The sequence below is a fragment of the Arthrobacter sp. zg-Y238 genome, assembly GCF_024385525.1.
Lineage (GTDB): Bacteria > Actinomycetota > Actinomycetes > Actinomycetales > Micrococcaceae > Arthrobacter_B > Arthrobacter_B jinronghuae.
In genome coordinates this window covers 560,156-581,330 of sequence record NZ_JANFLU010000011.1, presented here as the reverse complement: position 1 = coordinate 581,330, position 21,175 = coordinate 560,156, and the positions used below count along the sequence as shown (strand labels likewise).

General features: G+C 65.0%; 19 protein-coding genes. 13 read left to right on the top strand and 6 right to left on the bottom strand.

Translation table 11 applies throughout. The features are described from left to right. The first annotated feature begins 400 nt into the window (after window positions 1-400). The 5 genes from NNX38_RS14400 (at window position 401) to NNX38_RS14380 (ending at window position 6,292) form a co-directional block, all read left to right on the top strand. Complete coding sequence (locus NNX38_RS14400; RefSeq protein WP_255798667.1) at window positions 401-1,990, top strand: acyl-CoA carboxylase subunit beta; 1,590 nt, start codon at window positions 401-403, stop codon at window positions 1,988-1,990. After that, complete coding sequence (locus NNX38_RS14395; RefSeq protein WP_255798616.1) at window positions 1,987-2,220, top strand: acyl-CoA carboxylase epsilon subunit; 234 nt, start codon at window positions 1,987-1,989, stop codon at window positions 2,218-2,220. The genes NNX38_RS14400 and NNX38_RS14395 overlap by 4 nt, the downstream gene beginning before the upstream one ends. Before the next feature lie 44 nt (window positions 2,221-2,264). Beyond that, window positions 2,265-3,995 (top strand): DUF885 domain-containing protein, encoded by a 1,731-nt coding sequence (locus NNX38_RS14390; RefSeq protein ID WP_255798615.1) that lies wholly within the window; start codon window positions 2,265-2,267, stop codon window positions 3,993-3,995. 172 nt (window positions 3,996-4,167) lie between these two features. After that, window positions 4,168-5,562, top strand: a complete 1,395-nt coding sequence (locus tag NNX38_RS14385) for a dicarboxylate/amino acid:cation symporter (RefSeq protein ID WP_255798614.1) — start codon at window positions 4,168-4,170, stop codon at window positions 5,560-5,562. 94 nt (window positions 5,563-5,656) lie between these two features. Next, window positions 5,657-6,292, top strand: a complete 636-nt coding sequence (locus NNX38_RS14380; RefSeq protein WP_229952398.1) for a nucleoside triphosphate pyrophosphatase — start codon at window positions 5,657-5,659, stop codon at window positions 6,290-6,292. A gap of 412 nt (window positions 6,293-6,704) precedes the next feature. Here the strand turns inward: NNX38_RS14380 and NNX38_RS14375 are convergent, their stop codons facing one another. Next, window positions 6,705-7,307, bottom strand: coding sequence for a hypothetical protein (locus tag NNX38_RS14375; protein ID WP_255798613.1), 603 nt, complete (start codon window positions 7,305-7,307; stop codon window positions 6,705-6,707). Window positions 7,308-7,936: 629 nt separating this feature from the next. Between NNX38_RS14375 and NNX38_RS14370 the strand changes: the two genes are divergently transcribed. Further along, entirely contained in the window at window positions 7,937-9,739 is a 1,803-nt protein-coding gene (locus NNX38_RS14370; RefSeq protein ID WP_255798612.1) for a biotin carboxylase N-terminal domain-containing protein, read from the top strand. 91 nt (window positions 9,740-9,830) lie between these two features. Here the strand turns inward: NNX38_RS14370 and NNX38_RS14365 are convergent, their stop codons facing one another. Continuing rightward, window positions 9,831-11,258 (bottom strand): MFS transporter, encoded by a 1,428-nt coding sequence (locus NNX38_RS14365; RefSeq protein ID WP_255798611.1) that lies wholly within the window; start codon window positions 11,256-11,258, stop codon window positions 9,831-9,833. A gap of 176 nt (window positions 11,259-11,434) precedes the next feature. After that, window positions 11,435-12,841: an NAD(P)H-quinone dehydrogenase gene (locus NNX38_RS14360; protein ID WP_255798610.1), complete on the bottom strand. Its 1,407-nt coding sequence runs from the start codon at window positions 12,839-12,841 to the stop codon at window positions 11,435-11,437. A gap of 91 nt (window positions 12,842-12,932) precedes the next feature. On the opposite strand from NNX38_RS14360, the gene NNX38_RS14355 reads away from it, so the two are divergent. From NNX38_RS14355 to NNX38_RS14345, 3 genes are read left to right on the top strand one after another with little or no spacing between them, the layout of a single operon-like run. Beyond that, window positions 12,933-13,733: a purine-nucleoside phosphorylase gene (locus NNX38_RS14355; RefSeq protein WP_255798609.1), complete on the top strand. Its 801-nt coding sequence runs from the start codon at window positions 12,933-12,935 to the stop codon at window positions 13,731-13,733. Window positions 13,734-13,781: 48 nt separating this feature from the next. Continuing rightward, a complete protein-coding gene (locus tag NNX38_RS14350; protein ID WP_255798608.1) occupies window positions 13,782-15,548 on the top strand; it encodes a phospho-sugar mutase in 1,767 nt (588 codons plus the stop codon). An 18-nt stretch (window positions 15,549-15,566) separates the two neighbouring features. Continuing rightward, on the top strand, window positions 15,567-16,124 hold the full coding sequence (locus NNX38_RS14345) for a dihydrofolate reductase family protein (protein WP_255798607.1): 558 nt from the start codon (window positions 15,567-15,569) through the stop codon (window positions 16,122-16,124). Window positions 16,125-16,139: 15 nt separating this feature from the next. On the opposite strand, the gene NNX38_RS14340 is transcribed toward NNX38_RS14345, so the two are convergent. The 3 genes from NNX38_RS14340 to NNX38_RS14330 form a co-directional block, all read right to left on the bottom strand. Next, the gene (locus NNX38_RS14340) at window positions 16,140-17,708 is read right to left on the bottom strand and encodes an EAL domain-containing protein (RefSeq protein ID WP_255798606.1); all 1,569 of its coding nucleotides are present in this window, start codon (window positions 17,706-17,708) and stop codon (window positions 16,140-16,142) included. Further along, window positions 17,705-18,187, bottom strand: coding sequence for a hypothetical protein (locus NNX38_RS14335; protein ID WP_255798605.1), 483 nt, complete (start codon window positions 18,185-18,187; stop codon window positions 17,705-17,707). Before NNX38_RS14335 ends, NNX38_RS14340 begins: the two co-directional genes overlap by 4 nt. Window positions 18,188-18,354: 167 nt before the next feature. After that, window positions 18,355-19,383 carry a hypothetical protein gene (locus NNX38_RS14330; protein WP_255798604.1) on the bottom strand — a complete coding sequence of 343 codons (1,029 nt, stop codon included), beginning with the start codon at window positions 19,381-19,383 and terminating at the stop codon, window positions 18,355-18,357. 230 nt (window positions 19,384-19,613) lie between these two features. On the opposite strand from NNX38_RS14330, the gene NNX38_RS14325 reads away from it, so the two are divergent. From NNX38_RS14325 to NNX38_RS14310, 4 genes are all read left to right on the top strand, one after another. Continuing rightward, window positions 19,614-19,775, top strand: coding sequence for a hypothetical protein (locus NNX38_RS14325; RefSeq protein WP_255798603.1), 162 nt, complete (start codon window positions 19,614-19,616; stop codon window positions 19,773-19,775). Between the two features lie 155 nt (window positions 19,776-19,930). Next, window positions 19,931-20,605, top strand: a complete 675-nt coding sequence (gene deoC / locus NNX38_RS14320) for a deoxyribose-phosphate aldolase (protein ID WP_255798602.1) — start codon at window positions 19,931-19,933, stop codon at window positions 20,603-20,605. A gap of 39 nt (window positions 20,606-20,644) precedes the next feature. After that, window positions 20,645-20,896: a hypothetical protein gene (locus tag NNX38_RS14315; RefSeq protein WP_146363517.1), complete on the top strand. Its 252-nt coding sequence runs from the start codon at window positions 20,645-20,647 to the stop codon at window positions 20,894-20,896. Window positions 20,897-21,029: 133 nt separating this feature from the next. Then, window positions 21,030-21,167, top strand: coding sequence for a hypothetical protein (locus NNX38_RS14310; protein WP_255798601.1), 138 nt, complete (start codon window positions 21,030-21,032; stop codon window positions 21,165-21,167). Window positions 21,168-21,175: the final 8 nt, after the last annotated feature.

Sequence of the window (21,175 nt, the reverse complement as noted above, 5' to 3'; positions counted from 1 at the left end):
AAACCCTGCAGTTTGTCGCAATCCCCGCGTTTTGTGGCAATCCCTGCACCGCGCGGCGGAGGGATTGTCACAAAGCGCAGGGATCCGGACAAACCGGGGGGACAACCCGGGGGATCCGGACAAACCGGGGGGACAACCCGCGGGGATCCGGACAACGTGCAGGGATCCGGACAACCCAGGGTGACGTTCACCAAACCTGGGGCTCAATGGGCCGGACCAACCGGCGGGAGACGAAATTGTAGGTTTTCTACACTCGGTCCCCCTGCTGCGGCTCACTAGACTGGGTAAACCGTCACGCATTTTGTGCGGAACCTACTTAACGCCCTGCACTGCCTCAGCCCCGGGATCCCCCGAAGGCTCGGCAGCGTCTGAACTGAAGCACCCGGAGGCCCCTTTGAGCATCGACCAGGACCTGTCCCTGCATACGACGGCCGGCAAGATTGCCGAGTTCCGGCGTCGGCAGGCATTGGCAGCGATGCCCTCGGGGGAGGCGGCAGTGGAAAAGCAGCACGCCCGCGGCAAGCACACCGCCCGCGAGCGGATCGACCTGCTGGTGGACGCGGGATCCTTCGTGGAGTTCGATGCCCTCGCCGTGCACCGCTCCACGGCTTTCGGCATGGAAAAGAAGAAGCCCCTCGGCGACGGACTGGTTTCCGGTTACGCCACAGTCGACGGGCGCCCCGTGGCTGTCTACAGCCAGGACTTCAGTGTTTACGGCGGCTCCCTGAGCCAGGTCAACGGCGAGAAGATCGTCAAGGTGCAGGAATTCGCCCTGCGCAACGGCTGCCCGGTGATCGGCATCCTGGATGGCGGCGGAGCCCGCATCCAGGAAGGCGTCGCCTCGCTGGCCATGTTCGCCGATATCTTCCGCAACAATGTCCACGCCTCCGGCGTCGTTCCCCAGATCTCACTGATCATGGGTCCCTCGGCCGGCGGTGCCGCCTACTCCCCCGCCCTCACCGACTACGTGGTGATGGTGGACAAGACTTCGCACATGTTCATCACCGGACCCGACGTCATCAAGACGGTCACGGGTGAAGACGTGGATATGGAAACCCTCGGCGGCGCCCGGCAGCACAACGCCAACACGGGCACATCCGCCTATCTCGCCTCCGACGAAGAGGACGCCGTGGAGTTCGTGCGCGAACTGCTCGATTTCCTTCCGTCGAACAACCTGGCCGAAGCCCCGCTGACCGCGTTCGACTCCGATCCGGAAACCACCGACGCCGATCTGGCCCTGGATGAGCTGATCCCTGACTCCGCGAACCAGCCCTATGACATCCGCACCGTCATTGAGACCGTCCTGGACGACGGGCACTTCCTGGAAATGCAGGCGCTGTACGCCCCGAACGTGATCATCGGCTACGGCCGCATGGAGGGCCACACCGTAGGCATCGTGGCCAACCAGCCCATGCAGTTTGCCGGCACCCTGGACATCGCCGCCTCCGAGAAAGCGGCCCGGTTTGTCCGCAACTGCGACGCCTTCAATATCCCGATCCTGACCTTCGTGGACGTGCCGGGCTTCCTGCCGGGCAAGGACCAGGAGTTCCAGGGCATCATCCGCCGCGGCGCCAAGCTCCTCTACGCCTACGCCGAGGCCACGGTTCCCAAGCTGACGGTCATTACCCGCAAGGCCTACGGCGGCGCCTACATCGTGATGGGCTCCAAGAAGCTCGGCGCGGACATTAACCTCGCCTGGCCCACGGCGCAGATCGGCGTGATGGGCGCCCAGGGTGCGGTGAACATCCTCTACCGTGCACCGCTCAAGGCAGCGGCCGACGCCGGCGGGGACGTTGAGGACGTCCGGCGCCAATACATCGAGCAGTATGAAGACGAGCTGCTCAACCCCTACCAGGCGGCCGAGCTCGGTTACGTGGACGCCGTCATCGCCCCTTCGGAGACCCGCCTGCAGCTGATCAGGGGCCTGCGTGCGCTGCGGGACAAGCGGGCATCCCTGCCCGCCAAGAAGCACGGGAACATGCCGCTGTGAGCATCGACGGCACGGCCCCGGAACCGGCTCCGGAGCCGTTGTTTTCGGTGGTTTCCGGTTCCCCGACGGACGAGGAACTCGCGGCCCTGGCCGCCGTCGTCGCCGGGTTGGGAGCACAGACCGCACCCCTGCCTCCTGTCCGCCCGGCCCACCGCGCGTGGGCACGGCGGCGGAACCTGCGCCTGGACCCGAAGCCCGGGCCCGGGTCCTGGCGGCGGAGTTTCCGCTAGTCACAAACAAGACCGGCGTGCCGCTCTGCGGTTAGGCTACCTTTGTGACCCAACAGACACCTCCTTTCGTGCCCGCGTCCGCCGCTGCCAGCAGTGCCCCGGTACGCCAGCCCACCGCCATCGACGCCGTTGCCGATGCCTTCACCGCCACGCTCCTGCAGCTGGACCCCTCCCTCGCCACGTCCCTGGGCATCCCCGGCCGGGAAACCGAATACGGCGACTACTCGCCTGCCGGTCTGGAGTCCATGGCCGAAGCCGTCCGGGAGACGCTCGGACGGCTGGACGGACTGCAGCCCGCTGACGACGTCGACAGCGTGACCCTTGACGCCATGCACGAGCGCCTCGGCCTGGACCTGGAAATCCACGAGTCCGGCTGGGACCTGGCGGAGCTGAACAACATTGCTTCCCCCGCGCAGAGAATCCGCAGCATCTTCGACCTGATGCCCACGGACACCGAGGAGCAGTGGCTCCATATTGCGGGCCGCCTGAACAACGTGGACGACGCCGTCGCGGGCTACATCACCAGCCTGCGCAGCGGCATCGCACGCGGCCGGGTGGCCGCCCGCCGGCAGGTGAAGATCGTCATTGAGCAGGCCTCCGCCTATGCCGAGGACGGCGGATTCTTTGACGCCCTTGCCGCCAACGCCTCCCTGCCCGGCGGCGCGGAGCTGCCCGCCCCACTTCGCGCAGACCTGCGGACCGGCGCCGACGCGGCCCGCCGGGCCTACACCAGCCTCGCTTCGTTCCTTGAAGAGGAATTGCTTCCGGCGGCCCCTGCCGAGGATGCCGTGGGCCGGGAGCGTTACGCACTGATGTCCCGCCAGTTCCTCGGATCCGCCGTTGATCTGGACGAGACCTACCAGTGGGGCGTGGAGGAACTGGACCGCATCATCGCCGAGCAGGAAGCCGTGGCCGAGCAGATCCGGCCCGGCGCCACCGTGGCTGAAGCCATGCGCATCCTCGATGAGGACCCGGCACGCCAGTTGCACGGAACGGACGAGTTGCAGGCCTGGATGCAGGACCTGGCGGACCGTGCCGTCGCCGATCTGTCCGGATCCCACTTCGAGATCAGCGAACCGATGCGCCGGATCGAGTGCATGATTGCCCCCACACAGGAGGGCGGGATCTACTACACCGGCCCCAGCGACGACTTCTCCCGTCCGGGCCGCATGTGGTGGTCCGTGCCGGCCGGCGAGGACACCTTCACCACCTGGCAGGAAACCACCACCGTCTACCACGAGGGCGTTCCGGGGCACCACCTGCAGATTGCGACGGCGACCGCCTCCCGCGGGCTGCTCAACGACTGGCGGCGGAACATCTGCTGGGTTTCCGGCCACGGCGAGGGCTGGGCGCTGTACGCCGAACGGCTCATGGAGCAGCTGGGCTACCTCAGCGACCCGGGCGACCGGATGGGAATGCTGGACGCGCAGCGGATGCGTGCCGCACGCGTGGTCTTCGACATCGGAGTCCACCTCGAACTGGAAATCCCGGAACGCTGGGGCGAAGGCACCTGGACCGCCGACAAGGGCTACGCGTTCCTGAAGGAAAACATGACCATCAGCGAGGGACAGCTGAACTTCGAGTTCACCCGGTACCTGGGCTGGCCGGGCCAGGCCCCCTCCTACAAGCTGGGCCAGCGGCTCTGGGAACAGATCCGCGACGAGGTCCGCAGCCGGGAGGGCGAGGCGTTCGATGAGAAGGCTTTCCACACCCGGGCCCTACAGCTCGGCTCCGTGGGACTGGACACGCTGCGGCGGGCCCTGCTTGGGAAGTAAGCGCCTGCGATCTTAGTCACAGTGGCCCGGGGAGTCCCCCGGGCCACTGCCGTTTCCTGGCAGTAACGGCGCGGATCCGGCCACCACCAGGTACCTGCCGCAGCTTTTTCGGTCCGTCACATTTCGCAACTTTGAGGCAGTTCTGATAATGGCGCACGGCTAGAGTCTTTCCGTGACCTCACAGACCTCCTCCCCTGAATCCCCCGCCCGGCGGCTGCCCAAGTGGGTAACGTCCTTCGGACCGCAGATCATCGCCGCCCTTATTGCGGGCCTGGCGCTGGGCCTGCTGGCCAAGTCAATGGGTACCGTTGACGATGAGCCGAACTGGCTCACCACCACTCTGGACACCATCGGCACGAGCTACGTCTCGCTGTTGAAGGCCGCCGTTGTCCCGCTGATCTTCACCGCCGTGGTCAGCTCCATCGCCAACCTCCGGGCCGTGTCCAACGCCGCCCGCCTGGCCTGGCAGACGCTGCTCTGGTTCGCCATTACGGCACTTATCAGCGTTGTCATCGGCATCCTGCTCGGCTTCTTCCTGCAGCCCGGCAACAACGCCGACGTGAGCCAGGGTGAGGAGTTCAACGGCAGCCAGGGCAGCTGGGTGGGCTTCCTGACCGGACTGGTGCCGGCCAACTTCCTGGGACTCGGTGCCAGCTCCAAGGTGGCGGAGTCCGGTGACGTCACCACTAGCGTCAGCTTCAACGTGCTGCAGATCCTCGTGATCGCGATCGCCGTCGGCATCGCCGCCCTCAAGGTCGGCAAGCCCGCTGAAGCGTTCCTGGCCCTGAATGCCTCGGCGCTGGCCGTCATCCAGAAGGTCCTGTGGTGGATCATCCGCCTCGCACCGGTTGGCACGGTCGGCCTCATCGGCACCGCCGTCGCCACCTACGGCTGGGACACCATCGGATCCCTGGGCATGTTCGCCCTCACCGTTTACCTCGGCCTGTTCCTGGTGCTGTTCGGTGTCTACCCGGCGCTGATCAAGGCCCACGGCCTCTCCGTCCGCCAGTGGTTCTCCGGCGCCTGGCCCGCTATCCAGCTGGCCTTCGTTTCCCGCTCCTCGGTGGGAACGCTGCCGCTGACCCAGCGAGTGACCGAGCGCAACCTCGGCGTGCCCCGCGCCTACGCATCCTTCGCCGTGCCCCTGGGTGCAACCACCAAGATGGACGGCTGCGCCTCCATCTACCCGGCCGTCTCCGCGATCTTCGTGGCACAGTTCTTCAACGTGGACCTGGTCTTCACCGACTACCTGCTGATTGCACTGGTTTCGGTCCTGGGTTCCGCCGCAACCGCCGGCACCACCGGCGCCGTCGTGATGCTCACGCTGACCCTGTCCACCCTCGGCCTGCCGCTGGCCGGCGTCGGCCTGCTGCTGGCCATCGATCCGATCCTGGACATGGGCCGCACCGCCGTGAACGTGGCCGGCCAGACGGTGGTCCCCACCCTCGTGGCCCGGCGCAACGGACTGCTGGACAGCGGACTGTACAACGCACGCCGCCAGGGCGATCCCTTCGCGGACGATTCCGAGCAGATCGAGGTTCCCCTGCTGGTTGAGTCCAAGAGCTGATCCTCCCTGCAGTACGACGCCGGGCCGTCCCTTCGGGGGCGGCCCGGCGTTTTTGGTTTCCTGGCCGGTCCGCACCGGCACTAGGCTTGAACCCGTGACCAACCCGAACCTTAGCCTCATCCTGGCCTCCGCGTCCCCCGCCCGCACCAAGCTGCTGACCGACGCCGGCATCAGCCACACCGTCCTCGTCTCCGACGTCGATGAAGACGCCGTCACCGCCCGCTACGGCCTGACCGACCCGCACGACACGGCCCTGCTGCTGGCCCGCGCCAAGGCCGAAGCCGTGGCGTCCCTGCCCGAGGCCGACGGCGCCCTGGTGATCGGCTGCGATTCGGTCTTCGAGTTCGACGGCGAGGCGCACGGCAAGCCGTGGGAGGCCGACGTCGCCCGCGAACGGATCCGCCGCATGAGCGGTTCCTCCGGGGTGCTGCACACCGGGCACTGGCTGGTGGACTGCCGCGACACGGACGAGGACGGTTCCGGGGCCACCCTCGGGGCGGTGTCCTCCGCCGAGGTGCACTTCGTGAAGCTTTCGGAGGACGAGATCGAGGCCTACATCGCCACGGGCGAGCCGCTGCAGGTGGCCGGTTCCTTCACTATCGATTCCCTGGGCGGGGCGTTCATCGAGCGGGTCGACGGCGACCCGCACGCCGTCGTCGGTCTTTCCGTTTCGACGCTGCGCCAGCTGCTGGCCAGCGCCGACGTGCGGATCATCGACCTCTGGAAGTAGTTCCTGCGCCGCGTTTGACGGTGCTGGGGCGATCTACTGAGCGGATGACGGGCTTACCCCGGCCCGGTCCGCAGCCGTTGTACAGATAACGGGCTTATCCCGGCGCCAGAACCCCGTTATCTGTACTAGCACCGCGCAACCGCAGCCGTTGTACAGATAACGGGCTCATCCCGGCCCGGACCGCAGCCGTTGTACAGATAACGGGCTTATCCCGACCCGGTCCGCAGCCGTTGTACAGATAACGGGCTTATCCCGACCCCAAAACCCCGTTACCTGTACTAGCACCGCGCAACCGCAACCGTTGTACAGATAACGTGCTTACCCGGGCCCGGACCGCAACCGTTGTACAGATAACGGGCTTATCCCGACCCCAAAACCCCGTTATCTGTACTAGCACCGCGGGACAGCAGCCCTACGAGCCGCTACCCGGGCGCCACCCGGCCAGGGCCAGGCCTCTCCGTACCTTTGCCCTGATACGGTGCTGGCCCTGCGCGAAGTCAGCTTTGCTTATCTTGACCTGAATCCAGCCCAGCTCGGCCGTCTTGAGATCCCGATAGTGATCACGGGCCTGCTGTTCGGGAGTTAGGTGATGCACGCCGTCGTACTCAAGACAGGTCCGGTATTCCCTGCAGCCGAGATCAGTCCATACCTGCGGCTCCCCCGTGGCATCACAGATGGCAACATTTGGAAGGAATTCGGGCAGTTCCGGATCAGCAAGCAGCATCAACCGCAACCGCGTTTCCGGCGGTGAATCCACTCCCACGCGGAGGAGGTCCAGTGCAGTCCGGCATTTACGGACATGGGAGTTGTTCGCCTTGTCGTTGATAAATTCGCGCAGATCCGCCAATTGCACGAGCGCCACACGGGGCGTTCCAAAATTCCGCTGATGCTCGCTGACCATCTGGTCCCCCATAACAACAAGCTCTTCCGGAGACAACATCCCGGCAAGATCCAGCCACGTGCGGGCAATGCTGGTGACGGGCAGTCCCTGGACCTCCTCCGTCTCATGCGCCATTAGGTCCAAACGGTGCCCCACGACATTCCGTCTCCTTGGCTTCCCTCGCCCTGGGGGCCGGCTCAAATGGATCACCGGTTCCTCGGCCAGCCTCCGCGGAAGCACCAGTCCGTGCAGCCGCGCCGCCGTTGCATGGCTGACGACGGCGTCCGGCAGTAACTCCACGTACGGACGGCAGCTCTCAGCCAGGGAGAACCGGCCTCCTGCTGGCACGCGGACGGACCGGCTGGGAGTCCTCAGGTCAGAAGCACGGAGCCGCTCCGCACCGACACCTTGTGCCTGGGCTTTCGAGACAGTGAAGGGCGTGCCATTAATCCCGGCAGGGAGCGGACTGGGAGATCTCATGTCTCCATCAACCACGCGGCATCGGAGTTCGCACCCCCAGCGGGCCCTACCGGGAGCAGCGCGCCGTCAGCATCGGCCGGTGGAGGAACAGAGCCTCCGGACGAGGAAGGGTAGACGCCGGTGGAGGGATAGTTGCCGACCCCGCCGCGCGCCCAAGGAGCTCCCGGCTTTTGTAGAATCCCCACAACGAACGGCCGGTTCCCACGCAGAAACAGCACGCATTATGGCCCGAGACCACAAAACCGCGCTAGGCTCCGAACAGATCAAAAGGAGCCAGTGCACCAATGAGCCAGAACATCCCCGAGCCTGCTGCGACCCCCGCCAAGGCACTCACCAAGATCCTCATTGCCAACCGCGGCGAGATTGCGGTCCGGGTTATCCGCGCCGCCCGCGATGAGGGAATTGCCGCCGTTGCGGTTTACGCCGATCCCGACCGCGACGCCCTGCACGTCCGCCTCGCCGACGAGGCCTACGCCTTGGGCGGCAGCACCGCGGCCGAGTCCTACCTGGACATGGACAAGATCCTCGACGCCGCCGCACGCGCAGGCGCCGACGCCATCCACCCCGGCTACGGCTTCCTCTCCGAAAACGCCGAGTTCGCGCAGCGCGTCATCGATGCCGGCCTGACCTGGATCGGCCCCTCCCCCAGCGCCATCTCCTCACTCGGGGACAAGGTGCAGGCCCGCCACATCGCCGCCAAGGTGGGCGCCCCGCTGGTTCCGGGCACGCAGGATCCGGTCGAGTCCGCCCAGGATGTCCTGGATTTCGCGGACCGCCACGGACTGCCGCTGGCCATCAAGGCAGCCTTCGGCGGCGGCGGCCGCGGCATCAAGGTTGCCCGCACCCGCGAAGAGATTCCCGAAATGTTCGACTCGGCCGTCCGCGAGGCCACGGCTGCCTTCGGCCGCGGTGAGTGCTTCATCGAGCGCTTCCTGGATGCCCCGCGCCACGTGGAAACCCAGTGCCTGGCGGACGCCTACGGCAACGTCGTGGTGATTTCCACCCGCGACTGCTCCCTGCAGCGCCGCAACCAGAAGCTTGTCGAGGAAGCCCCGGCCCCGTTCCTCACCGAAGAGCAGAACGCCCGCCTCTACTCGGCGTCGAAGGCAATCCTCAAGGAAGCCGGCTACCAGGGCGCCGGAACCTGCGAATTCCTGGTCGGCAAGGACGGCACCATTTCCTTCCTGGAGGTCAACACGCGGCTGCAGGTGGAACACCCGGTCTCCGAGGAAGTCACCGGCCTGGACCTGGTCCGCGAACAGTTCCGCATCGCCCGCGGCGAGGCACTGGGCTACGGCGACCCGGAAGTGCGCGGGCATTCCTTCGAGTTCCGCATCAACGGCGAAGACCCGGGACGCAACTTCATGCCCGCCCCCGGCACCGTCTCCGAGTTCAAGCTGCCCACCGGCCCCGGCGTCCGCGTGGACTCGGGCATCGAAGCGGGCGAAACCGTGGGCGGGAACTTCGATTCCATGCTCGCCAAGCTGATTGTCACCGGCGCCACCCGCCGCGAAGCGCTGCAGCGTGCACGCCGTGCCCTGGCGGAAATCGACGTCGTCGGCCTGCCTACCGTGCTCCCCTTCCACCGCGCCGTCACCGCAGACCCCGCCTTCACCGGCGAGGACACCTTCGGCGTCCACACGCGCTGGATCGAGACCGAGTTCGAGAACACCATCCCGGCCTGGAGCGGCGAACCCGGAACGGGCGACGACGACGAGCGTCGGCGCGTCACCGTTGAGGTAGGCGGCAAGCGGCTCGAGGTTGTGCTCCCGGCCGGCCTTGGCGGCCCCGCAGCCGGCGCTCCCAACGGCGCCCGCGGCAACGGAAAGTCCCGCAAGCGTTCCCGCGGAGGTGCTTCCACCGCGGCCGCGGGCGATGACCTGACCTCCCCCATGCAGGGAACCATCGTCAAGGTGGCCGTCGAGGACGGCGCGGCAGTTCGTGAGGGTGACCTCGTGGTGGTGCTCGAGGCCATGAAGATGGAACAGCCGTTGACCGCGCACAAGTCCGGCACCATCTCCGGACTGAGCGCACTGCCCGGCGCGACGGTGTCCGCCGGCGCCGTCATCGCCTCGATCCTGGACTGATCCCGGACGATCCCGGGGCAACGGCAGCCCAACAGGCAAAAAGCAGGCCCGGTTCCCGCAGAGGGAACCGGGCCTGCTGTGCTTGAACGGTCTAGAGGACCTTCACGGCCTCACTGGAATTGTTTTCGTAGTCGACGTCGCGGGTTTCCTTGGTCACGAATAGTGCGATCAGCGTCAGCACCGCCATGGAGGACAGGTAGATCCCCACCAGCCACGGGCTGCCGTCCGCTGCCTGCCACAGGGCGACGGCGATGAACGGAGCCACGGCCGCACCCAGGATGGACGAGAAGTTGTAGGCAATGGCCGAGCCCGTGTACCGCACGTTGGTCGGGAAGAGCTCCGGCAGCAGGGCTCCCATCGGTCCGAAGGTCAGGCCCATGAGCGTGAAGCCGATGATCAGCAGTGCCATCACCCCCACGGTTCCGCCGCCCAGCAGCGGCGAGAACGTGAAGCCGAAGAGGAAGATGCCGGCGGTGACAACCAACAGTGTCTTGCGGCGTCCGAACTTCTCCGCCAGCGGACCGGCGACGAGCGTGAAGATCCCGAAGAACACCACACCGATAATCAGCATGATCAGGAAGTCGTTGCGGGCGTAGCCCAGACCGGCGGTGAAGGTCTCCGGGTCGAAGGCCTTGCCGGCCTTGTCCGCGGCAGCCTTGGCGGCTTCCTCGCTCTTAGCCGCGGTCCCGTAGGACAGCGTGAAGGTGGTCATCAGGTAGAACAGCACATACGTCGCCAGCATGATGAAGGTGCCGGCAATCATCTGGCGCCAGCTGTACTTGAAGGCGCGGCTCAGGGGCAGCTTGCTGATCTCTCCCGAATCCACAACCTTCTGGAAGGCCGGCGTCTCAACCAGCTTCAGCCTGACGTACAGGCCGATGATCACCATGATGGCGCTGGCCAGGAACGGCACGCGCCAGCCCCAGGAGTCGAACTGCTCGGCATCCAGCTGGAGGCTCAGCAGCAGGAACAGGCCGTTGGCCAGGATGAACCCGATCGGCGCGCCCAGCTGCGGGAAGGTTCCCCAGACGGCACGCTTGTTGGCCGGCGCGTTCTCCGTGGCGAGCAGCGCCGCTCCGGACCATTCCCCACCCAGGGCCAGACCCTGGGCAAACCGCAGGACCACCAGCATTGCGGGAGCCAGGATCGTCCAGCCGTTTTCCGCGGTCGGCAGGCAACCGATGAGGAACGTCGCAATGCCCATGGTCAGCAGCGATGCCACCAGGGTTCCCTTGCGGCCCACCTTGTCACCGAAGTGCCCGAAGACGATGGAGCCCAGCGGCCGGGCAATGAAAGCCACCCCAAAGACGGCGAACGAGCTCAGCAGGGCCGTGACCCCCTCGGCGTTCGGAAAGAACAACCGGGGGAAGACGAGGACTGCAGCCGTTGCGTATACGTAGAAGTCGTAGAACTCGATGGAGGTTCCGACGAGGCTGGCGACAATCACGCGGCCCTTGGAATTGGCCTTGGCCGGCACCGGCACCGGCGTGGATGCCGCGGAGGGATTCTTAGTAGACATTGGAACTCTTTCGCAAGAGGAATTGAAGTACACACATCCTAGGAGCTTGCGTCCGTTATTTGAGATTTATGTCCAGATAATGGACAAATGTTTCGGAGCGCCGATATCCGGACAGAAAAAATCCCGCGCCCGCGACGGATAATCCGCCGCGGACGCGGGAAAGAAAAGAGTAATCCCTACAGGTGCACGTGCAGCCGCCGGGCAGCCTCCGAAATAGATCCGGTGAGGGACGGGTACACGGCAAACGTGCTGGCCAGGTCATCCACGTGCAGCTTCTGGCTGACCGCAATGGCAATCGGGAAGATCAGTTCCGAGGCACGGGGCCCCACCACAACGCCGCCGATCACACTGCCGGAGCCCTTGCGGGCAATGATCTTCACGAAGCCTTCCTTGACGTCCATCATCTTGGCCCGGGCGTTGGTGTGCAGGGACAGCTTGATGACGTCGCCCTGGTAGCGGCCCTCGGCCACGTCGGCCTCGGAGACACCCACGGAGGCAATTTCCGGGGAGGTGAAGATGTTGGAGGCCACGGTCTTGAGCTTCAGCGGCTTCACGCCGTCGCCCATCAGGTGCGCTACGGCAATGCGGCCCTGCATGGCCGCCACGGATGCCAGGTTGAAAACGCCGGTGCAGTCGCCCGCGGCGTAGACGTTGTCCGCCGTGGTGCGGGAGACGCCGTCGACCCGGATCTGGCCGCGTTCGTCCAGCTGCACGCCGGCCTCTTCCAGCCCGATTCCGGCGGTGTTGGGAATGGCACCCACGGCCACGAGGCAGTGGCTGCCCTCCAGGGTGCGTCCGTCGGAAAGCGTCACCAGAACGCCGTCGCCGGTGTTCTTCACGGAATCGGCGCGGGACCGGCTGAGCACGGTCATGCCGCGGGCCTGGAAGACGTCCTCCAGAACGACGGCGGCGTCCGCGTCCTCGCCGGGGAGCACCCGGTCACGGCTGGAGATCAGTGTGACCTTGGTGCCGAGCCCGTTGTAGGCGGAGGCAAATTCCGCGCCGGTAACGCCGGAACCAATGACAATCAGGTGCTCGGGAACCTCGGTGAGGTTGTAGATCTGCTTCCAGGTGAAGATCCGTTCGCCGTCGGGCACCGAGGTGTCCAGCTCGCGGGGGTTCGCGCCGGTGGCAATCAGCAGCGCCTCGGCCTTGACCGTTTCCACGGTGCCGTCGTCGGCCGTGACCTCGATGGTGGAGTTGTCCAGGAGCCGGCCGCTGCCGATCTTCACCTTCACGCCCGCACGTTCAAGGGTGCTGCGGATATCGTTGGACTGCTCCTTGGCCAGCGCCAGCAGGCGGTGATTGACCACCTTCAGGTCGGCGAAGACCGGAGAAGCCACATCACCGAATTCGACGCCGAGGTTCCGGGCCGCGTTCATCCGCGTCATCACATCGGCGGTGGCGATCAGGGTCTTGGAAGGAACGACGTCGGTGAGTACGGCGGAGCCGCCCAGTCCCTGCCGCTCGACGATGGTTACGTCCGCTCCGAGGGATGCTGCCACGAGGGCAGCCTCATAGCCGCCGGGGCCGCCTCCGAGAATTGCAAGTTTTCGGGCAGTGAAATCTAGTTGGGTGGTCACAAGGCTCTATTCTGTCCCATCGAGTGACGGCGCTCAAACGGCGGTACCGGGCGCGGACTTGGGCAGGCCGGCAAGGCTGTAAGTTTATTAAGTGACTAACGACCCATTTGAACTTGCCCAGCAGGCCGCCGACTACATTGCAGAGCACACCGGCGTACCCTCCCACGACATTGCACTGGTCCTCGGAAGCGGCTGGGGAGAAGCCGCCGAACTGATCGGCGAGACCACCGCAACGCTTTCCGCCTCGGATATCCCGGGCTTCTCCGCCCCCGCCGTGCAGGGGCACGTCGGCACCATCCGCTCCGTCCTCACCACCGACGGCAAGCGTGCTCTGGTCTTGGGTGCACGCACCCACTACTACGAGGGCAAGGGCGTCCGCGCCGTCGTCCACGGTGTCCGCACGGCAGCAGCTGCCGGCGCGAAGGTCATGGTCCTCACCAACGGCTGCGGCGGGCTCAACCCCGACTGGACGCCGGGCACCCCGGTGCTGATCAGCGACCACCTGAACCTGACGGCCACCTCCCCGCTTGAAGGCGCCACGTTCGTAGACCTGACGGACCTGTACTCGTCCCGTCTGCGGGACGTGGCACGCAGCGTGGACCCGACCCTGGATGAAGGCGTTTACGCCCAGTTCACCGGCCCGCACTACGAAACTCCGGCAGAGGTCCGCTACGCCAAGACCATCGGCGCCGATCTGGTCGGCATGTCCACGGCACTCGAAGCCATTGCCGCACGGCACGCCGGCATGGAGGTCTTCGGCATCTCCCTGGTCACCAACCTGGCCGCCGGCATCAGCCCGGTGGCACTGAGCCACGGCGAGGTCCTGGAAGCGGGACAGGCCGCCGGACCGCGCATCTCCAAGCTGCTTGCCGAGATCATCAACAAGATCTAGCAGCTCTCCGCCGCACAGCTACCCGCACCAGCAACAGTAGGTATCCACATGACTCTGATCCCCGTCGACCTCGAAGAACTAACCGCCGCCGCGCACGCGTGGGCGGACAGTGACCCTGACCCGGACACCGCCCGTGAACTCCGCGCCCTCCTCCGCACCCTCGCGGACACGGACGGTGCGGACGGCGCAGACGAAGCTGCGGCGGACCTAGCGGACCGGTTTGCCGGCACGCTTGAGTTCGGAACTGCTGGGCTGCGTGCGGAGCTGGGCGCCGGTTCCCGCCGGATGAACCGTGTGGTGGTGCGGCGCACCGCTGCCGGCATCGCCTCCTTCCTGCAGGACACAGCCGGCGACAACTGGACCCCCAGTGCCGTGATCGGCTACGACGCCCGGTACAAGTCGAAGGACTTCGCGCTGGAAACGGCTGCCGTTTTCGGTGCCGCCGGCATCGAAACGTTCCTGCTGCCCTGCACGCTTCCGACGCCGCTGCTCGCCTACGCGGTGCGTGCCCTGGACACGGACGCAGGTGTGATGGTCACCGCCAGCCACAACCCTGCCGCCGACAACGGCTACAAGGTCTACCTGGGCGGCCGGACGGTCAAGGGCCCCGGCCGCGGGGCGCAGATTGTCACACCGTACGACGCCGAGATTGCCGCACGGATCGACTACACCGTTCCGCTGGACTCCATTGAGCTGGCACCGGACGGCTACACGGAAGTTTCCGAGTCGCTGATCGCTGACTACATCGGAGCCGTGGACAATCTGGCGCACCGCGAGGGCTACCCGGCCCGGGACCTGGACATCGTCCTCACGCCCATGCACGGCGTCGGCGGCGAAACCATGTCGGCCGTACTTCGTGGGGCAGGGTTCACCTCGGTGACCCTGGTCCCGGAGCAGGCACTGCCGGACCCGGACTTCCCCACCGTTGCCTTCCCGAATCCGGAGGAACCCGGGGCGCTGGACCTGGCCCTGAAGCTTGCCGCCGAGCGGAACGCGGACCTTGTCCTTGCCAATGATCCCGACGCCGACCGCGCCGCCGTCGCCGCCAAGGACCCTGCCACGGGCGAATGGCGCATGCTGCGCGGGGACGAAGTGGGTGCCCTGCTGGGCCGCCACATTGCCCGGCGGATCGCTGCCGGCCGCTGGAAGGTACGGGGTGAGAAAACCCGCTCCGGCGTTGTTTTCGCCAACTCGATTGTTTCCTCCCGCCTGCTGGCCCGCATCGCGGACGCTGCAGGATTTGAGCACCAGGAAACCCTGACCGGCTTCAAGTGGATCTCCCGGGTGCCGAAGCTGACCTACGGCTACGAAGAAGCACTGGGCTACTGCGTGGCCCCCGGACTGGTCCGGGACAAGGACGGCATCTCCGCCGGCCTGCTGCTGGCCGAGCTGGCCGCGGCGCTGAAGGCGAAGGGCCGGACCCTCTTTGACGAACTTGACGAGCTGGCCCTGGAGCACGGCCTGCACCAGAGCGACCAGCTCTCCGTCCGGGTGGAGAACCTGGGCCTGCTGACCGAAATGATGCAGCGGCTGCGTGAGCACCCGCCCGTCTCCTTTGCCGGCTCCCCGGTGGAAACCGCCGTCGACCTTTCCGAAGGCGCCAACGGTCTGCCGCCCACCGACGGACTGCGGTACATTACCCGTGACAACACCCGGGTCATCATTCGCCCCAGCGGAACCGAGCCCAAGCTCAAGTGCTATCTCGAGGTGATTGAGCCCGTCGGTTCGGCGGCTGAGCTGCCGGCTGCGCGTTCCAACGCACGTGCAACCCTGGACGCAGTGCTGGCGGACGTACGGAAGGCCCTGGGACTCTAACCTAAGCGGGAGGCCGGCATGGGACGGCTGATCTACACCAGCATCACTTCGCTCGACGGGTACATAGCGGACGAGTCCGGGTCCTTTGACTGGAGCATGCCCGATGAAGAGGTCCACTCCTTCGTCAACGGGCTGGAGCGCGACGTACACACGCACCTGTTGGGCCGGCAGCTGTATGAGGTGATGGCTTACTGGGACACCGTTCCCGCTGAGGACGAGCCGCCTGCCATCCACGATTACGCGCGGATCTGGCAGGCGGCGGACAAGGTGGTCTTCTCCCGCACCCTCACCGACCTCACCGCGCCGCGTACGCGGCTGGAACGGGAGTTTCGTCCCGCTGCCGTGCGGGCACTCGTGGAGAAGTCCGACGGCGACGTGTCCGTGGGCGGAGCGAACCTCGCCGGCCAGGCGCTGCAGGCGGGACTGGTTGACGAGCTGCAGCAGCTGCTCTCCCCCGTGATTGTCGGCGGCGGGAAACGGTTCCTGCCGGACGGTTTGCGGCTGGATCTGGAGCTGCTGGAGGAGAAGCGGTTCGCCAACGGCGTCGTGTTCCTGCGGTACCGGGTCCGGAACTGAGCTTCCTGCGTTCGGTTAGGCCAGCAGTGCCGTGGCCAGCGGCAGGCGGCTGCCGCTGGCCAGGAGCGTCCCCACCTGCTCGGCCGTGAGCGGCCGGCTGAAATAGTAGCCCTGGCCGCTGCAGCAGCCCATGTCCTGCAGCAGTTCAGCCTGCTGCAGGGTCTCTATCCCTTCGAAGACGGCTTCCATTCCGGCGGCCTGGATAAGCCTATGGACGGCGTCCACGAACTGCAGCTGCCCTTCGTCGCGGCTGATTTCGGCGATCAGCGCCCGGTCCACCTTGACTGTGTCCACCGGCAGGCGCCGCAGGTAGCTGATGGAGGAATAGCCCGTGCCGAAATCGTCAATTTCCAAGCGGACGCCCAGGGCTTTCAATGCCCGCAAGGAATAGGTCTCTACTTCCCCGCTGCCCACGAAGGCGCTCTCGGTGATCTCCAGAGTGAGATCCTCGGGCGCGGCGCCGGTTTCCCGCAGCTGCGCCCGGACGTAGTCGACAAGGTCCATGCTGTGCAGCTGGGACGGGGAGACATTCACCCGGATATGGAAGCCGTTCTGGTCCTGACCCGCCGCACGCCACACAGACAATTGCTCCAGGGCAGACCGCAGCACCCAGCGGCCGATCCCTAGGATGGCCCCGCTTTCCTCCGCCAATGGAATGAAGACGTCCGGCATGACCAGTCCCTGGGTGGGATGTTCCCACCGCAGGAAAACCTCCACACCCTGCATTTGCCCGCTGACCAGGTCAACGACGGGCTGGTAGACCAATCGAAACTCGCTGCGTTCAACGGCCTTGCGCAGGTCAGCGGCCATTTCCCGCCGCAGTTGGCGGGCGTAGAGCATTACCGGTTCGAATAGCCGCACCAGGCCGGGGCCGTTTTCCTTCGCCTCGTACATGGCCGTGTCTGCCCGGAGCAGCAGGTCCTCGGCGGATTGCCCAGCTTCGGCCAGGTGCACGCCGATGCTCGCACGGGGCCAGACGTCCAGTCCCTCAACAACGGTCCGAACGCCCAAAGCAGCCTGGATCCCTTCCGCGGCCGCGAGTGCCGATAACCGCGCAACCTCAGGGAGCAGGACGGCGAATTCGTCGCCGCCGAGCCGCGCTACAACGCTTCCCTCCGGCACCGAGGCGACCAGCCGGACCGCTACTTCCTGCAGCACCAGATCCCCGGCTTTGTGCCCAAAGCCGTCGTTGATTTCCTTGAAACCATCGAGATCAATCATCAGCACGCCAGGTGCGGATTCCCCACCGTGCCAGTCCGTCAGAGCCCGCTCCACCTGCTGCATCAAGTCAATCCGGTTGCTCAGTCCGGTGAGCGGATCCGAAAGCGCCATTCGCTGCACCTGTTGGTGTGCTTCGCGGAGTTCCAGTGTGCGGGACTCAACCCGCTGCTCCATGTCCTGGTACATGTCGTCCAGTTCCGCTGCCAGGAGGTTAATGCCCGTGCTGACGGCATCAACCTGGTCCCGTGCCGGCGAGACAGGTATCCGGTTCGCCAGGTTTCCGGCGGCGATACGGACAATGCCTTCAACGATCCGGTCCAGGCGTGGGTCCCCTGACCGTTCACCGTTCTTCGGTATGGTCACGCGGCGTACCGCTTCAACCATTCCAGGGCGTCGCTCTCACGACTGAAATACCGGGTGGGACAGGGCTGAACCTCACCGCCAAGCAGGAAGTTGGCAATCACTCGGTCCACCGGGGAAACCCCAATGACGGCAACCGCTGCCAATGAACGGGCAGCGCTAAAGACGTCGCGCGCACTACGGGAAATGGAATCGACGCCGGTCAGGGTCAGCAGCAGCGGTAGGCGTCGCGGAGCCGCAAGACGGTCTATTTTCTCTGCTGCCACTGCCGCCATGGAGCCAGTGATTACCTCTCCGGGAGGAAGCACAAGCACCATGTGCCCGCCGTCCGGGGCGAGTCCCACCCGTGCTTCCGGGATCGGCTGCGGAAACTCGACCTCCATCCCAGGATCGGAGCCTGAAACCGGGGCGATTCGCTGCTGCATCGGTGCGCCGCTAAGCGTCACCGTGCTGGTGTGATGCGTCGCTGTGTGTTGTTCCATAGCTTCCCCCAAGTCGCCGCGCAGGATCGCGATGCAGCGGATGTGCCTTACCGTACCGGACGTTTTGGAGTCACCGCATCGACCCGATAGCCCTGCCTGTAGTGTGCGCCGTTCGACGCTCATCTGTCGAGCGTTCGGAACCGAAACTCTTTTGCGGTGACTAGCGATTATGAGACCCCTAATTGAATAGTGTCAATGAGCTCCCGCGATTCGGACGCATAAACGTCTGCTCCGAGTTCGCTAAAAATACGTTCACATTGCAGGGCGCATTCCGATGCCTCGTCTTGGCGACCAGTGCCGTCCAGGCACTGCGCCAAAATGAGTAATGTCCGTGCATGCAGAAACGGGTAGGGACCAGCGAGTTCTTTTGCAAGAGAGCACAGGAGCCCTTCGGCTACGCCTTCATTGCCGGACATGAGCTCAAACCAAGCTCGGGTGATTCGCATTTCATATAAATCCACTTCACTTCCACCCGCGACGGCAAAGGCTACCTCAGCACGCTCGAGAAACTCTGCGGTTTCACCCCCAGCCAGTCCGGCCACCAACCGTACGTGGGCGGTTGCCTTATTGAACTGCGCCCAGAGATTTACGTCATCCAGCCGTGATAGGGCCTCCGCTGCTAGGCGTTGGTTTTTCAAGCCTTCGTCAATTCGTGAAGACATAAAAGCCACGTTGCTGACGGTCCAATACGTCATCCCGATGGTCCGTGCACTGGTTACTCCATCCAGCATGGCGACCAAGTGGGCTGTTTCTGCCCACGCGGCCTCGGTGTCGCCTTCATCTGCCAGCGACGCGACCAACACCTGCTGGACTCGTCTCCGCCCGTCGAGGGAAAGTTCCTTCGCCGGTCTTCGAGACGCTTCTCGTGCTACCGCCAAGGCTTCTTGCATTTGTCCATCGTCGTGCAGTATCCGCGCCAACAGCACCCTCGTGCGGGATTCAAATTCAGGGTAGTCCTTCACAGCCTCGGACTCGAGCAACTGCCGACAGGTGGCTACGGCATCCTCAGTGAAGCCGAAATTCAACTGGAGCTGTCCTGCTTGAAATGCCATCCGACAGAATCCCCACGCGTCGCCACTCTCAGATGCGGCTTCTGCGGCCGTCCACGAGTGCGCGATAGCGGCAACGTAGTCACGTCGCTCCTGTGCTTGCTGGGCACGGTATTCATTCAGAATGAATACTGCATTGTTATCCAAAATCTCGACACCTTCTCACAGTATTCGTTCGGTTATGACCGCGAACCGCATTCTGACTGTACCCTGCCATGCCACCGGAAAGGTTACGATGCCTGACTGCGGAAGACGTGGACACAAGTTTTGCTCAGGATTCCCGATACGCAAAACATCTTGTACTTCTCTGCGGAACTTATATAGCTATACTCCAAGGGTCTGAATTGTTCAGCACACACCTCTTATTAGGAGCTAACATGAAAAAGCTTGGTGCAGCAGTGCTGCTGGCAGCTGTTATAACCGGCGCGGGCGTGGCTGTGCCGGCATCGGCCGCACCTCTCTCGGCAGCGGGTTCGGACGCCGTAGTCAAGCAGTCAACGGGTGTATCCGTTTTCGGCATTTGGCCTAAGAGCGACTAAAGATTTTGTGCAAAGGCCCGGATGAACCGCTACGACGCGGGGCGTCCGGGCCTTTGCCGTTCCCGACGCAGGGCCAGGCGGGTCAGCCCCGCACCCACCCCCACCTCCGTGATCTCGGCCACGGAGGCGCACTGCCCTGTGGCAAGATAGATCCCATGTCTACACCCATTGCCTCGTATATTGATCACACGCTCCTCAAGCCCGAGGCCAGCCGCGACGACATCCTCAAGGTCTGCTCCGAAGCCGCTGAGTACCAGTTCAAGTCCGTCTGCGTAAACCCGATCTGGGTCGGCACCGTCCGCAACGCCCTGAAGGGCAGCGGAGTGCTCACCTGCTCGGTTATCGGCTTCCCGCTGGGAGCCACCACCACCGAGGTGAAGGTCTTCGAAGCCCAGGGCGCGCTTCAGGACGGCGCCGATGAGATCGACATGGTCATCGACATCGCCGCAGCCCGGCGCGGAGACCGTGCAGCCCTGGTCCGCGACATCGCAGCTGTAGCCGACGCCGTGCACGCCGCCGGCGGCATCCTCAAGGTCATCATCGAAACCTCCCTGCTCAATGATGAGCAGAAGGTCCTGGCCTGCGAGGCTTCCGTCGAAGCCGGAGCCGACTTCGTGAAGACCTCCACCGGTTTCAACGGCGGCGGAGCCACCGCCGAAGACGTTGCCCTGATGCGCCGCACAGTCGGCCCGAACCTCGGAGTCAAGGCTTCCGGCGGCGTCCGTTCGCTCGAAGATGCACAGGCAATGATCGACGCCGGCGCCACGCGTATCGGAGCGAGCTCCGGAATCGCTATTGTTAATGGAAGCAAAGCCACGTCGGACTACTGACCGGCATAGCTACTGACACTTTTTGAAACGGAGAACTTCATGGTTGGAACACGGTCAAAGCAGCCTTCACACTCAGGCGAGGGCCATCTGGTCAGCAACATCCTCATCTTTGCCGTGATGTTCGCCATCTTCCTCGGCGCCATCTACGCGGTGAACTGGCTGACCCTGGACAACGTGTGGCCGATGGCCATTCTGCTGGTCGCCGCCACCGGCATGTACCTCGTTGCGTTCAGCATCGGCCGTTCCGACACCACCACGGAGTTGGCCAAGGGTTACTCGCACAACGAGTAGTCTTCCTGCGTAAACAGTGATGCACCCCAGCCCGCGGGCTGGGGTGCATCACTGTTTAACTGAGTAGTCGCCGGGGCTAAGCAGGTGTGTCCTACTCTTCGCCGCGGTGCCGTACCGTCCCTAGATTCGGTTTATGACTACTACCATGACCCGCAGGCAGTGGCGCCGGAACCGGGCCCTGCAGCAGCGCATCGTCCTCGTCGGTTACTCGGTACTGACCTCCTGCGTAGTGGCCGCCGCAGCGGTCTTCGTCATTGCGGTGACCGGCTAGCCTCCGAC

Excerpts from the sequence above, each read along its gene's own strand:
- NNX38_RS14315 (WP_146363517.1), top strand. The coding sequence starts at position 20,645 with ATGGTTGGAACACGGTCAAAGCAGCCTTCACACTCAGGCGAGGGCCAT.
- NNX38_RS14325 (WP_255798603.1), top strand. The coding sequence starts at position 19,614 with ATGAAAAAGCTTGGTGCAGCAGTGCTGCTGGCAGCTGTTATAACCGGC.
- NNX38_RS14310 (WP_255798601.1), top strand. The coding sequence starts at position 21,030 with ATGACTACTACCATGACCCGCAGGCAGTGGCGCCGGAACCGGGCCCTG.
- NNX38_RS14365 (WP_255798611.1), bottom strand. The coding sequence starts at position 11,258 with ATGTCTACTAAGAATCCCTCCGCGGCATCCACGCCGGTGCCGGTGCCG.
- NNX38_RS14375 (WP_255798613.1), bottom strand. The coding sequence starts at position 7,307 with ATGGCGCATGAGACGGAGGAGGTCCAGGGACTGCCCGTCACCAGCATT.
- NNX38_RS14370 (WP_255798612.1), top strand. The coding sequence starts at position 7,937 with ATGAGCCAGAACATCCCCGAGCCTGCTGCGACCCCCGCCAAGGCACTC.
- NNX38_RS14350 (WP_255798608.1), top strand. The coding sequence starts at position 13,782 with ATGACTCTGATCCCCGTCGACCTCGAAGAACTAACCGCCGCCGCGCAC.
- NNX38_RS14345 (WP_255798607.1), top strand. The coding sequence starts at position 15,567 with ATGGGACGGCTGATCTACACCAGCATCACTTCGCTCGACGGGTACATA.
- NNX38_RS14335 (WP_255798605.1), bottom strand. The coding sequence starts at position 18,187 with ATGGAACAACACACAGCGACGCATCACACCAGCACGGTGACGCTTAGC.
- deoC (WP_255798602.1), top strand. The coding sequence starts at position 19,931 with ATGTCTACACCCATTGCCTCGTATATTGATCACACGCTCCTCAAGCCC.